Here is a 13,602-nt window from a genome sequence, read left to right on the forward strand (position 1 = left end):
GCCTATCCCACCACCTCTGCGAAAAAATTGGAAAATATCAAATTTACGCACACATTCCTTTTTAGTTTACGATTATTCAGGCCAATAATCAAGATAATTGCGATATATTCCCCGCCGAACCGCTGAACCCCCAAGCCCCACGCCATCTGTTCTCATCGCCAAAAGCAAAAGAACAAAAGCGCTAGCGCGCCTTTTTAACGAAACCGCAAAGGGCACTAAGGACGCAAAGGGTATAGCGGGCGCGAGGCATGGCGCGCCAAAAAAGAAAAAGACTTTACGCAACTTCGTGCTCTTCGTGCACTACCCTGAAAAGCGTAAAACCGCAAAGGCCGCGAAGAACGCAAAGGGCTACGCGCGCGACAGTTGTCGCGCGAGATTAGTTCATAAACTTACTTTTCATGCTTTGTGGTGCCAATTTATTGGCATGAATATCTTTGCGGTAGTAAAATAGCCGCCCGTAATACACGGGCAGCCTTAATTTCCTTGCTTACTTATCCTTGGTCAGCGCGGCCGCGGCCAACCCCGGCGCGGGGCAGTCAAACTGCCGGGGCGGGCTGCTGCGTAAGCCGTACCGCCACAAAATGGTCTCAACAATCCGCCCCGCCGCCTTGCCGTCGCCGTAGGGGTTGCAGGCGGTGGCCATACGATGATATTCGGCGCTATCGGTTAAGAGGCGTTCCGTCTCGGCGTATACCCGCTCGCGGTCGGTGCCGATCAACTTGACGGTGCCGGCGGCGATAGCCTCTGGCCGTTCGGTAGTGTCTCTCAGCACCAGGACCGGTTTGCCGAGCGACGGCGCCTCCTCCTGGATGCCGCCCGAATCGGTGAGAACCAGGTGCGAACGGGCAATGAGGTTGGCAAAGGGCTGATAATCCAGCGGGTCAATGAGGGTGACGCGGTCGACGCCGCCCAGCTCGGCGTTCACTACCTGCCGCACCAAGGGATTTTTATGGACCGGGAAGACAACTTCCACGTCGTCATAGCGGGCCACGATATCGCGCAGGGCCTGGTACACCTGCCGCATAGGCTCGCCCAGGTTTTCCCGGCGGTGAGTCGTAACCAAAATCACCCGCCGGCCGGCTTCGCCGATTTTGGCCAAGTCCGCATCGGTAAAGCGGTACGTTTTGGCCACCGTAGCCATCAGGGCGTCGATGACCGTGTTGCCGGTTACGAAAATCGCGTCGGCGTCCACGCCTTCGCGCAGCAGGTTGTTCCGCGCCGTGGCCGTCGGAGCAAAGTGAAGGTCGGTGAGCGCCCCCGTCAATTTGCGGTTCATTTCCTCCGGAAAGGGCGAATATTTATGGCAGGTCCTGAGGCCGGCCTCGACGTGGCCTACCGCCGTCTGATGGTAAAAGGCGGCCAGGGCACCGGCAAAAGTCGTGGTCGTATCGCCGTGAACCAAAACGATGTCCGGCTTTTCCCGCATCAGCACTTCATTGAGCCCCTGCATAGCCCGGCAGGTAATATCAAACAGCGTCTGCCCCTGGGACATAATATCCAGATCGTAGTGAGGCTGAATGCGGAAAAGATGCAGCACCTGGTCAAGCATCTCCCGGTGCTGGGCCGTAACGGCCACCACCGGCGTAATCAGCTCAGGATATTTACCAAGCTCGAGCACCACCGGTGCCATTTTGATGGCCTCGGGCCGGGTGCCAAAGACAGTCATGACTTTGATGGGCGACAATCTGCATCACACTCCAAACCGCTTTTTTATCGTTTCCATTATCCACTTTCCGCTTTCCCTTTTCCACAATCAAACAGGCGGGCCCCAGGCCCGCCCATTTTGTTCCACTAATGGCTTTTTACCGAGTCTACGTCTTTTAAGACGCCGATTTTCTTTGCACCAAAGAACGCCACCGCCAGCAGCACCACAATGATGAGCATGCCTATGACCTTGTTCACTTCCGTAAGCGCGATGGCGCTTAGTCCCAGGCAGCCGCTGATCACATACATCAAGAGCACCGCCTGCCGCTGGGTTAAGCCCATGGCCAGAAGTCGATGGTGCAAGTGCCCTTTGTCCGGCTTAAAGATTGGTTGTCCGCTGGAATAACGGCGAATAATGGCGAAAGCGGTGTCCATAATCGGCAGTCCCAGCGCGACAATGGGCACAACCAGCGCAATGGTGGCCGCGCTCTTCACCGTGCCGAGAATCGACACGGCCGCCAGCATATAGCCGAGAAACATGCTGCCCGTATCGCCCATGAAAATTTTCGCCGGGTTAAAGTTATGATGGAGAAAGCCGAGCGCACTGCCGGCCAGGGCGGCGGTCAAAATCGCTACCGTCCAGAAATTCTGCTGCAGGGCTACAAGCAGGATGGTGATGGAGGCAATGGTCGAAACGCCTGCCGCCAACCCATCTAACCCGTCAATCAGGTTTACGGTATTAGTCAGCCCGACCACCCATAAAATGGTAAGCGGGATGGAGAAATAATCGAGATAAATCATGTCGCCGAAGGGGTTGGTCAACCATTCGATGCGCACGTTGAACAAAAGCAGCACCATCGCGGCCACAATCTGCCCCAGCAGTTTCACCCGCGCCGGCAATTGCTTAAGGTCATCGATAATCCCGACAACCAAAATCACCGTACCGCCCATCAAGAGGCCCATGATTTCCCGGTTAATATGCATGCTGGCCAGCACCGCCAGGACAAACCCGAGATAAATGGCCAGTCCGCCCATACGCGGAATGGGATGGGTATGCACCTTACGGGCATCGGGCGCGTCGAGCGCTCCCGCCTTTATTGCCAGTTCTTTTACATGCGGCGTCACAAAATAAGCTACAACCAAGGCTACGGTAAAGGCCACAACGTATGTCTGCACTGCGAACACCCCGTTTCTAGTAAGGCCACTTTCTTAAGTGCCACTTAATGACGGCGAAATTCCAACAAACAGGAATATTGTACTCCGCGCCGGCTAACTGTGTCAAACGGCGGTTAACCGCCAAATATCTCTTAAAAATTATTATTTTCATAACCAATAACTATATACATCAAAAAAGACAGCATGGCACGTTCATCCGCCGCTAAGCGCCGCAGCTTAAATCATCCGTTGCCATTGTACCACAATTAGCACCGCTTGTCACCTGGGCCGGCGCGGCGAGATTGCGTCAAGACTTGGCTAAGCACAAAAATAACTCGCCGCTTTAAAGCAGCGAGTTATTTTTGTGCTACTCCGATAAATTCTCATATTTGCAAGCTTTTACCATATGCCCTGTCAGTTCCGGCTGGATATGGTCGCGCACTGTCTGTACGGCGGCAAGGTACTTGTCGAGGTCAATGCCGGTATCAACCCCCATGGCGTGGAGCATATTTACCATGTCTTCGGTAGCTGTATTGCCGGCAGCGCCGGGCGCGAAAGGACAGCCGCCCAGACCGCCGACCGATGTTTCGAACATGGTCACGCCGGCCGCCAATCCGGCCAGCGTATTGGCCAGGCCCATACCGCGGGTGTCATGGAGATGCAGACCCAGTGGTACGTCCGGAAAAGCGGCCCGCACGGCCCGCACCAAATTATACACCTGTTTTGGGTTGGCCACCCCGATGGTGTCGCAGAGTACAACTGTGGCCACCCCCCGCTGCAGACCTGCCTCGATAAGACTGAGCACCAAGTTTTCGTTTACCCGGCCCTGAAAAGGGCAACCGAAGGCGGTAGCCACATCGAGCCGCACCTTCAGGTCCGGAAGTTCGGCTGTGATACTGGCCAGTTCGGCCAGCGACTGCTCGCGGGTACGGTTGATGTTTGCCAGGTTATGCTGTTCACTGGCCGAGGTAACGTAAGCGACTTCACGGATACCGCAACGGTAGGCGTTCTTGGCCCCCACCAGGTTGGGTACCAAGGCCAGGGGGACAAAATCAGTACCTTGATGCTTGGCGCAGACCGCTTCGGCAATTTCAGCGGCGTCAGCCATCTGAGGGATGGCCTTGGGGTGAACGAAAGACGTGACTTCCATCTTACGCACCCCGGCAGCAATCAGCTGCTCAATCACTTGCAGTTTCATTGCTGTAGGAATAAAGGTCTTGATATTTTGAAAGCCGTCGCGGGGGCCGACTTCCACTACCTCGACGCGGGCAGGAAATTCCATCATGCTTATCACCAGCTTATATAATTTCTTGTTCTTTTAAGGCTGCGATCTCGTCGGCGCTTAAGCCAAGCAGGTCGCGGTACACTTCATCGTTGTGCTGTCCGAGGAGCGGCGCCGGCGTCCTAACGCAGGGCTTGGTGTCGGACATTTTAATGTGCGTGCCAGCAATCTTCATGCGGCCGGCTTTGGGGTGATCGATTTCGATAAACATTTCACGGGCACCGGCGATATGCGGATCATTTACCACCTTGTCAATAGTGTTGATAGGCGCCGCCGGTACCCCGGCCGCGAGCAGCGCGTCGACGAGTTCGTCCACCGTTTTGGTCATCGTCCAGGCCTCAACCAGCTTTTTCACTTCTTCATGGTTTTGTACACGCTTGTAATTCTTGTCAAATTCAGGCCGGAAGGCTAAGTCAGGATCACCCATGAGTTCACATACCTTTTGCCATAATTTGTCATTGGCAGCGCCAATAACCAAGCTGCCGTCCTTAGCCCGGAAGGAATCATAGGGATAGGTGGACTCGTAGCGGTTGCCAATGCGCTGAGGAATACGTCCTTCCACCAAGTAAATCTGGTTAATGATTTCCAGGCTGGCGACGGCCGAATCGACCAAGGCCACATCCACTTTCTGACCAATTCCGGTTACATCGCGATAGCGCAAAGCAGCTAAAATGCCAATTGTGACCGACAGGCCGGCAAGCACGTCGGCCATGGCCGTGCCGGTGCGGGTAGGTTCCCCGCCCGGCCAGCCGGTGGTGCTCATCAGGCCGCTCATAGCCTGACCGATGATATCATAGCCTGGGCGGTCTTTATATGGTCCGTAGTGGCCAAAGCCGGACACGCAGCCATAAATGAGCCGGGGATTGACTTTTTTCAGGTCTTCATAGCCAAGACCCAGTTTTTCCATCGTACCCGGCCGGTAGTTTTCAACGACAATGTCGGCCTTTTTCACCATTTCCAGGAATATTTCCTTGCCCCGGCCTTTGAGATTAAGGGTAATACCTTTTTTGTTTCGGTTGAGATTCATGTAATACGAGCTTTCGCCATTGACAAAGGGCCCGAACTGGCGACTGTCGTCCCCTTTTTTCGGCACCTCAATCTTAATTACTTCTGCCCCCATGTCAGCTAACATCATGGTGCAGAAGGGTCCGGCCAGGACCCGGGTCAGATCGAGAACCCGTACTCCGTGAAGCGCTCCTTGGTATTCCATGACTAATCCTCCTAAATCGTCTTTTTCAGGTATGGCACCAAGCCGCCTTCATTAATTAGTTCCAGAATATGGGCGGGAATTCTGGTGCCTTGGTAAGTCTCTTGCCGCGTAATATTGCGGATAATACCGGTCTCCAGGTCGATCTCGATGGTATCACCGTTTTGGATTTTATCGGCGTCAGAACACTCAATGACCGGAATGCCCAGGTTGATGGCATTACGATAGAAAATGCGGGCAAAAAATTTCGCGACAATAGCGCCAACCCCCAGGTACTTAAGCGTTAGCGGCGACGTCTCGCGACTCGAGCCAGAACCGAAGTTGGCCCCGGCCACCAGAATGTCACCTTTTTGCACTTTGGCGGCAAAATCGGGATCGATGGCACTCATAGCATATTTTGCCGCCTCGGCAATACTGAGTTCCATGTACTGGGGCGGCGAAATGATATCGGTGTTGATGTTGTCACCGTATTTATGCACTTTTCCGCGTACTATCGCGCTCATAAGCTCCCTCCCTAGAAAAATTCGCGCGGGTCGGTAATGACGCCGGTAATAGCGCTAGCGGCAACCACCATTGGTGATGCCAGGTAAATGCCAGCGTTTTTACTGCCCATACGGCCGATAAAATTACGGTTAGTCGACGAAATACAATACTCGCCATCGGCCAGCAAGCCCGAGTGCAGACCTACGCACACGCCGCAGGTCGGTGCCATCACGATCGCCCCCGCCTCAGCCAGTATGGACAGAATACCGTCAGCGGCAGCGCGCCGCCAGGTTTCATGCGATGCCGGCGATACGAGCAGCCGCACACCGTTGGCTACTTTACGCCCTTTAAGGACGCGGGCCGCCGCTGCCAGGTCGTTATACCGTCCGCCGGTGCAGGAACCGATATAAGCCTGATGAATGACCTGCCCTTTTACATTACCGAGTTCTGTGACGTTATCCACTTCATGTGGGCAGGCGACAACCGGCTCAAGTTCGCTGGCATCAAAGCGGTAGGTTGCGCAGAAAACAGCATCGGAGTCGCTGGCAAATAACGTGTAGCCTTCGGTAATGCCGCGGGCCTTAAGATATTCCACCACCTTGGCGTCAGGCGCCATCAGGCCTGCTTTGGCGCCCATTTCAACAGCCATGTTGGTGATGGCCATCCGTTCATCCAGGCAGAGGTTGGTAATGGCGTCACCTACATATTCCACCGCTTTGTAAGTAGCGCCGGCGTGACCGATCGTCCCGATGGTTTTAAGCGACATGTCTTTGGCCATGACACCGTCGGGAAGCCGGCCGGTCCACTCCACTTTGATCGTCTCCGGCACGCGCAACCACGTTTTGCCGGTCAATAGAATACCCAGCATCTCGGTAGAACCAACGCCGCTAGCAAAGGCGCCCAGCGCTCCGCCCATGCAGGTATGGGAATCGGTGCCCAGCACCACTGTCCCCGGCAGAACATGACCATGCTCTACCATGACCTGGTGACAGGGACCGATGAATTCATAGTAATTGCCCACACCGTGGTCTTTTGCCCAGTCACGGGTAAATTTGACGATCTCGGCCTGCTTGATGGTTGCCGGCGGCGTATAGTGGTCAGAAATAATTACCACTTTATCTTTGTCCCACACTTCATCTTTAATCTCTTTCATCTTTTCGGCGATTTCCACCCGCGGACCAAGAATGTCGTCCATCATCGCCTTATCCACATTGACCCATAGAATATCGCCGGCCGTGGCAGCGGGCACACCCGCCGCCTTAGCCAGTATTTTTTCAGACATTGTCTTACCCATCGCAATCCTCCCTTAACAATATGCTAGGTTATAGGCCCCAGATACGGTACAAACCCGATGCCGCTACCAACGTCATGAAAATTACGCCCGTTACAGCCACCAGGAACATTTGGATAAAGAGTTTGTTTTGGTCGGCAGCGGAAATGTGCGCATTGGCCGCATACGAAGCGAGGGCAAGAGCGCCGCCGGTGGAAGCAGGACTGATACCGGCCGTATGGGCCGTCATGGTGATGGCGGAAACGAGGTCCAGCGGCGAAACATTGCCGCCTAGCGACGTAATGAGGGCCGAAACAGTCGGAATCAGTGTCGGCATAACCACGCCGGATGTGCTGGAGAACCAGGACATGATACCGGCTGTCAGGCCGATGATCGGCGAAGCGGTTGCCGGTGTCATGAAGGTGGCTAAAAAGCGAGCCAACATATCGATGCCTTTCAGTTTTATGGCAATATTCATCAAGACGCCAACACCGCAGACCAGAATAAGAGTCCCCCATGGTATGCCGGCAATGGACTTGCGCTCATCGGCGACGTTTAGCCATAACAGCACGACGCCGGTAACAAAAGCAACCAGGCCAACATTATATTTAGTCAGCAGTACGACTACTACCATGGTTACGATACCGGCCATGGTGATGAGCTGGTCGCGGTTAAAGGCCGGAAGATCTGACTGCTTTAGCACTTTATCGGACTTAATCTTGTAGCCGCCAAGAACAAAATACAAGAAAGCGGCAAACAGCGTTTCACCAATAAGAGAATTGTAAAAGTACGGCAAGTCAATACCGGTTATTCCCTGTTTTGCGGCCAAAGTAATGCCAATAATACCCGTGGGGGCAATAGGTGAGATACCGCCGGCGGCAGCCCCGAGAATGCCAATTGGCGCCAGTAGCAAAGGCGAAATGCCCAGTTCAGCAGCCAGAGCCATACCGATGGGAGCAATCAATGCCATAACAGGAATAGTGCCTGGACCAATAGCAGCGAGAAAGGTGGTAAGTAAATAAATAGCAATCGGAATCAGACGGGTCTGACGACCGGCCACGGCTACTACTTTGCGGGCAAACAGTTCAAGCGTGCCGTTTGTCTGAGCGATACTGAACAAGAAAGTCACTCCCAGGAGCATCATGAATAACTGCGTACTCCAGCCGTTAATGATATCTGCTTCCTTAAACCCCGCCATCTTGCCAATAACAAAGGCAAAGGCAATGGCAATAAGACCGGTATTAAGCTTACGGAAAAAACCGATGGCAATGGCTAATACCAAAGCAATCAAGGACAATAATCCTAAGTCCACAACTTCCCCTCCATTTCTGAAACGTAATATTGGCACTAAATCGTCTGGTGCGTCAGCTTAAGTCCCCCCTCTTCTCACCTCCGCCGTTTAATTATGCAAAAAGCGTGCCATCGCCGAAAAAAGCGAATTTAGGCACGCCAGAACAAGTCCTTTTTTATTTTTGAAAATAAAAAAACGGTGGATTACAAAAATCCCCCGCATCAGTAAGGCAGTTTAAATCTTTTTTCAAATTAAATATCACTTTTTCATTTTTGGAAACTCCGTACCGCCCTGTTTGCGCCACAAAGTAGTACGGCCGATCCCTAATCGTTTAGCTACCTGCTCGTAGTCCTTACCCGATTTTTCCAGTAAGGTCTCAATGATTTTCTTCTCCACCTGGCTGACTGCTTCCTTAAGACTGCCGGACAAATTGACGCGGACCGTTATACTATCATCCTCGGTAAGCGGGGTATTGCTGACCTTTTGCAGCATGGCGCGCCAAGCGGGCGCGGGGAAATGAGCCGCCAGCACGGCCAGCCGCTCCATGAAATTGCTCAATTCCCGGATATTGCCCCGCCAGTTGTAGGCCCTCAACAACGGGGCCAGTTCCTGCGCCGCTTGTTCGTAATCCACGCCGGACCCCAGCTGTTTTTGCAGAAAGTACATGGCCAGGGGAAGGATATCTTCCGGGCGCTCCCGCAGCGGCGGTAAACTGATTTTTAGTACGTTGAGGCGATAATATAAGTCTTCGCGGAACTCTCCCTGCTCTACCCGCCGCTTGAGGTCTTTGTTGGTAGCGCTGATAATACGAATGTCGATGGGAATAATTTTATCGCCGCCAACACGCATGATTTCTTTTTCCTGGAGCACTCGCAGCAGTCTGGCCTGCAGCGACGGAGCAATTTCGCCGATTTCGTCGAGAAAAATTGTACCGCCGTGGGCCAATTCAAACAGCCCCGGCTTGCCTTCTTTCCGCGCACCGGTAAAAGCGCCCCCCTCATAGCCAAAGAGTTCGCTTTCCAGGAGATGTTCGGGAATGGCGGCGCAGTTTACGGCCACAAAAGGGCCGCTGGCTCGCCGGCTAGCATTATGAATGCTTTGGGCGAAAACTTCTTTGCCCGTACCGGATTCACCCTGAATGAGGACGGCTGAATCAGTACCCGCATAGAGTCTGGCCAGTTCGATCAGTTCCTGCATTGCCTCATTGGCAGTAACAATATCCTCGAATTTATGTCTGGCCACAAATCCTTTGGCGTGTATCTTTTCCCGGATTTTTTGTTCCAGGTGCTGGATTTTTGTTACATCTTCAAAGGTGCTGACAACGCCGATTGGCCGGCCGTCTAACCAAATGGGAACCCGATTGGTGGCAATGATGCCGCCGTTAATCTCCTGCAGCACACCCAGTTCCGGTTTGCCGCTTTCGAGGACTTTATGCATTCTGGTGTTAGGAATAACCTCCTGAACCGGCTTACCGATGGCCGCACCAGCATTCATCCGAAAGATGCGGGCGGCAGCCGGGTTAAATATGGTGATGCGGTTGGTTTCATCGGTTACGATGATCCCTTCAGTAATTGAATCGAGCACTGCCTGAAACCGCGCGGTTCGTCCCCGTTCGAGGCGACGCACTTCGGCAACATGCACGGCCTCACAAACCGAACGGTAAACGGCTTCCTCGCCGCAGCGAATGAGCACGCTTTTCAGGCCATGTTTAGCCGCTAGCTCCACCGTAACAATGCCGCCTACCGCCACCGGTATCCCTCGCGCCTTGGCGTCTTTAATCCCTTCCTCCATTTCCGCTTCTGACAAAAAAGTATATTCGTGAATTTTGACGCCAAGCATAGCCTCCATATCGCTAACGCCATAAAGACGGCTGCCGTAATTGAACAGGGCCAGTTCCCGGCCGCCTAGTTCCTTGGCCTGGAAAACCGACCGCACCACATCAAAGGGGGTAATAGGAATGGCTACAACCGGAATATCAACTGCTTCGCGAATATATTCGGCCGTTCCGCCACGGCTTAATACCACATCCACTTGTGGTGCAAGTTCCCGAGCTACAGCCGCGGCCCGGTCAAGAGCGGCAATCGCCACATGGGCCGGAAGGCCTTCCTGCTCGGTAATGCGGATAAAAATTTCAGCCATATCTTCATAGGTGGAAATCAGCGCCAGCGTAACCGCTTGCCGTCCATTGCCCGGCTGTTTTGCTTTTTCCATGGGCACCATCCTCCCACCCCTATTATAGCTAAATTTCCGGGGTACGGTTATTAAATACAGCACAGTCTATAGCCATTTTATCCCTTCCTTGACGGTAGTATTTGCAGTGGCAATAATAAAACCGCAGGGAAATTTCACAAATTAAGCGCCCTAATCGTTTTCTTATCGGCAACGCCGGTAGGCTCGAGCCCGTTTTCCTGCTGATAATTTCTGAGCGCTTCTTCCGTCGCCTTCCCAAATCTTCCGTCGGCCCGACCACCGAAAAAGCCTAACTGCTGTAGTCTAAGCTGCAATGATACAACGTCGGGGCCTACCGAATGGAGTTTAAGTTCACGCAACACGCGCGTCCGATTTCCGATAATCTTCACGGGCGTGTTAACCGGAACCCACTCATACAACTCCTCTATATCGGCGTTTCTTAGCCGTATACAGCCTTTACTGGCAAATTGCCCGATAGACCAAGGACGATTTGTGCCATGTATTCCATAAGACCCCCAGGGAACATCTAAGCTAAGCCAGCGTGTCCCGAGGATTTCTTTAGGGCTGTAAAATTTATCTTTTATAATCCATTCACCGACGGGTGAAGGCGACTCGCGCTTACCTACCGCAATGCGGTACTTTTTATATAATTGCCCGTCGCTATATAACTCCAACAAGCGGGAATTGAGTTTTATGGTAATACTTATCTCGCCGGAGGGCGGCGGTTTGGCCGCTTGTTTTTCCGCTAAACTTAAGTCCAGTTCGTCATATACTTCGTAGGAAACAAGCAATAAGCCCAGGAGTAAAACAAAGACAAGGCCAAAAAAAAATTTCTTCTCCCTGCCCGCCAAGGACTTTTTCACGGCTAATCCTCCTCAACTAAACCAAAATACACCTTTTTGCTTCACGTATATGCGGCAAGGGATAATTTCAATCCTCCTGCTTTTTATTGGCATTTTTTTACATTAAAAAGCAGGTTTATTTGGTGTACCCTTTTTTCAGCAAAATCGCAAAAGTTGTTAACATTTTTTCCATTTTTTCATTTTCAGCCCATTGACATATTACCGCTAGGCTCTTTATGCGTTTGGGAAATGGCTGCTAAGTAAATGTGAGCCGCAGCTACAAGTCGCTAAAGAAAAAAAACAAACCTGGGCAGCTACCCAGGTTAGTAATGGCATTGCCGAATGCCTGCGGCGCAACAGGCGCGCAAACACTAAATTGTCGCCCCGCCGTCAATCGTAATGACGCTTCCATTCATGAAAGCGGCCTCGTCGCAGCAGGCAAACAGTATGGCATGGGCTATTTCTTCCGCCTTGCCCAAACGCCCCATTGGCTGTCTGGCAATAAAGGCCGCTCTGGTCGCCGCCGGATCGGGACTGGCCTGCATCCGCTCTTCCAGGGAAGGCGTATCGGTTGTTCCGGGGCAGACGACATTAACCCTGATATTGTCCTTGATGTAATCGGCCGCCATGGCCTTGGAAAGCGCCACCACCGCGCCCTTGGAGGCCGAGTAGGCGCTGCGGTCAGGTATGCCCTTTAGGGCCGCGACGGAAGCGACATTTACGATAACGCCGCCCCCCTGTTTTTTCATCTGTTGTACGATGCCCGGCGGAATCATTGTCACGATCAGGGAGTTGAAGCCGATAACGCCTGCGGCGAAGCCCCTGGAGTAGCCCCGCTCGAGCATGCCCGGTCCCAGCACGCGGCTTTGCATCGTGGCGTCGGCGATGGCCGAGCCGGTGATACCGCCCATCATGGCGGCAAGTACCGTGTTTACCTGAGCCACCCCGGCGCGCATATGCCCTGCCAGTACTGACGACAGCTTCATCAACCGGTACGTTATGCCCGATTCATTGAGCAAGTTGCCGGCAAACATGAAGAGCGGAATGGCCAGCAGGACAAAGCTTTGGGTTTGCGTAAGAACGAGCTGTACCGGAATGGTGAGCGGCAACGTTGGCTGCTGCAGAAAAAAAATCATCCCGGAAATCCCAATCGCAAAGGCGACCGGCATGCCCATCAGCATTAATATAAAAAACGTGATAAATATAAAGTATGTCGCCTCTCTCCCCTCCCCATGCCAAAATTCATGGCTGCGGCATGCTATGCCATCCGGCCGTCCCTGCCTGACTTGTGCTAATGCTTTAGCATCTCAATAAGGTTTTTGGTCGAGTAGATGGCCATCTTTTCGACGGCCTCGGCGGTAAAGGCGCCGGCGTGCGGCGTTAAAATAAAATTGGTTAGTGTCAGCAGCTTCTCACCGGGAAGCGGCGGCTCTTTCGAGAACACATCCTGGGCGGCAACGGCAATGGTTTTTTCTTTTAAGGCCGTATACAGGCTGTCTTCGTCAACCAATTCCCCTCGGGACGTATTGATGAGAATGGCGGATTTTTTCATGGCCTGAATAGTTCGGGAATTTATCAAATGCCTTGTTTCATTGGTAAGCGGCAAATGCAAAGATACAATATCGGATGTCGACAATAGCTCATTTAGGGAAGCACACCGCTTAACCGCGTATTTTTCGAGAAATTCTTCGTCGCCGAAGTACGGATCATAGACCTGGACATCCATTAACAGGCCTTTGGCGCGTTTGGCCACTTCCTTACCGATATGGCCGCAACCGATGAGTCCCAGCGTTTTGCCCGTGAGTTCAATTCCTAATACTCTGTCCCAACCGCCTAGTTTTACCGTCGCGCTCATCACCGCAACCCTGCGCGCCGCCTCGAACATTAGCGCAATCGCCAGTTCGGCTACAGATACACTATTGGACCCTGCGGCGTTTTTAACCTTAATCCCCAGTTTCTCGGCGGCGGTCAGATCAATATTGTCCATGCCCACGCCGTACTTAGACACTGCTCTGAGTTTCCGGCAGCTTTTCAGCACTTTTGCAGTTAGTGGATCAATGCCCACGATAATACCAACTACGTCATCCTTGGCCAGCTTTATAATCTCATCCTCGGTAAGCGTCCTGCCGGTGGTGTTTTCAATGATCTCATAACCGGCACCGGTTAAGAGGGGATAGGTTTTTTCCCTGTAGTTCCCAAAGGATTTAGGAGTAATCAGAATTTTCAAGACTATTTCAC

General features: G+C 52.8%; 11 protein-coding genes. All 11 read right to left on the bottom strand.

Features of this window, described 5'->3' with window-relative positions; translation table 11 throughout:
* Nucleotides 1-487: 487 nt before the first annotated feature.
* Nucleotides 488-1,684: a non-hydrolyzing UDP-N-acetylglucosamine 2-epimerase gene (wecB, locus tag BLQ99_RS00275; protein ID WP_093686981.1), complete on the bottom strand. Its 1,197-nt coding sequence runs from the start codon at nt 1,682-1,684 to the stop codon at nt 488-490.
* 107 nt (nt 1,685-1,791) lie between these two features.
* Entirely contained in the window at nt 1,792-2,820 is a 1,029-nt protein-coding gene (locus BLQ99_RS00280) for a glycosyltransferase family 4 protein (RefSeq protein ID WP_093686983.1), read from the bottom strand.
* Nucleotides 2,821-3,166: 346 nt separating this feature from the next.
* Nucleotides 3,167-4,084, bottom strand: a complete 918-nt coding sequence (locus BLQ99_RS00285; RefSeq protein ID WP_093686985.1) for a hydroxymethylglutaryl-CoA lyase — start codon at nt 4,082-4,084, stop codon at nt 3,167-3,169.
* Between the two features lie 13 nt (nt 4,085-4,097).
* On the bottom strand, nt 4,098-5,291 hold the full coding sequence (locus BLQ99_RS00290; RefSeq protein ID WP_093686987.1) for a CaiB/BaiF CoA transferase family protein: 1,194 nt from the start codon (nt 5,289-5,291) through the stop codon (nt 4,098-4,100).
* Between the two features lie 11 nt (nt 5,292-5,302).
* Nucleotides 5,303-5,791 (bottom strand): 3-isopropylmalate dehydratase small subunit, encoded by a 489-nt coding sequence (locus BLQ99_RS00295; RefSeq protein ID WP_093686989.1) that lies wholly within the window; start codon nt 5,789-5,791, stop codon nt 5,303-5,305.
* Between the two features lie 11 nt (nt 5,792-5,802).
* Nucleotides 5,803-7,065 (bottom strand): 3-isopropylmalate dehydratase large subunit, encoded by a 1,263-nt coding sequence (locus tag BLQ99_RS00300; RefSeq protein WP_093686991.1) that lies wholly within the window; start codon nt 7,063-7,065, stop codon nt 5,803-5,805.
* Nucleotides 7,066-7,093: 28 nt separating this feature from the next.
* Nucleotides 7,094-8,353, bottom strand: a complete 1,260-nt coding sequence (locus tag BLQ99_RS00305) for an SLC13 family permease (RefSeq protein ID WP_093686993.1) — start codon at nt 8,351-8,353, stop codon at nt 7,094-7,096.
* Between the two features lie 237 nt (nt 8,354-8,590).
* Complete coding sequence (locus BLQ99_RS00310; RefSeq protein ID WP_093686995.1) at nt 8,591-10,543, bottom strand: sigma 54-interacting transcriptional regulator; 1,953 nt, start codon at nt 10,541-10,543, stop codon at nt 8,591-8,593.
* 134 nt (nt 10,544-10,677) lie between these two features.
* Complete coding sequence (locus tag BLQ99_RS00315) at nt 10,678-11,385, bottom strand: L,D-transpeptidase family protein (RefSeq protein ID WP_093686997.1); 708 nt, start codon at nt 11,383-11,385, stop codon at nt 10,678-10,680.
* 350 nt (nt 11,386-11,735) lie between these two features.
* Nucleotides 11,736-12,626, bottom strand: coding sequence for an SDR family oxidoreductase (locus BLQ99_RS15105; RefSeq protein ID WP_342721884.1), 891 nt, complete (start codon nt 12,624-12,626; stop codon nt 11,736-11,738).
* Nucleotides 12,627-12,655: 29 nt separating this feature from the next.
* Entirely contained in the window at nt 12,656-13,591 is a 936-nt protein-coding gene (locus tag BLQ99_RS00325) for a phosphoglycerate dehydrogenase (protein WP_216093606.1), read from the bottom strand.
* Between the last annotated feature and the right edge of the window lie 11 nt (nt 13,592-13,602).

Origin of the sequence: Sporolituus thermophilus DSM 23256 (assembly GCF_900102435.1) — a bacterium.
Lineage (GTDB): Bacteria > Bacillota > Negativicutes > Sporomusales > Thermosinaceae > Thermosinus > Thermosinus thermophilus.

Bases quoted from the DNA above. Each gene is read 5' to 3' on its own strand.
- BLQ99_RS00285 (WP_093686985.1), bottom strand. From the start codon at position 4,084: ATGATGGAATTTCCTGCCCGCGTCGAGGTAGTGGAAGTCGGCCCCCGC.
- BLQ99_RS00290 (WP_093686987.1), bottom strand. From the start codon at position 5,291: ATGGAATACCAAGGAGCGCTTCACGGAGTACGGGTTCTCGATCTGACC.
- BLQ99_RS00295 (WP_093686989.1), bottom strand. From the start codon at position 5,791: ATGAGCGCGATAGTACGCGGAAAAGTGCATAAATACGGTGACAACATC.
- BLQ99_RS00300 (WP_093686991.1), bottom strand. From the start codon at position 7,065: ATGGGTAAGACAATGTCTGAAAAAATACTGGCTAAGGCGGCGGGTGTG.
- BLQ99_RS00310 (WP_093686995.1), bottom strand. From the start codon at position 10,543: ATGGAAAAAGCAAAACAGCCGGGCAATGGACGGCAAGCGGTTACGCTG.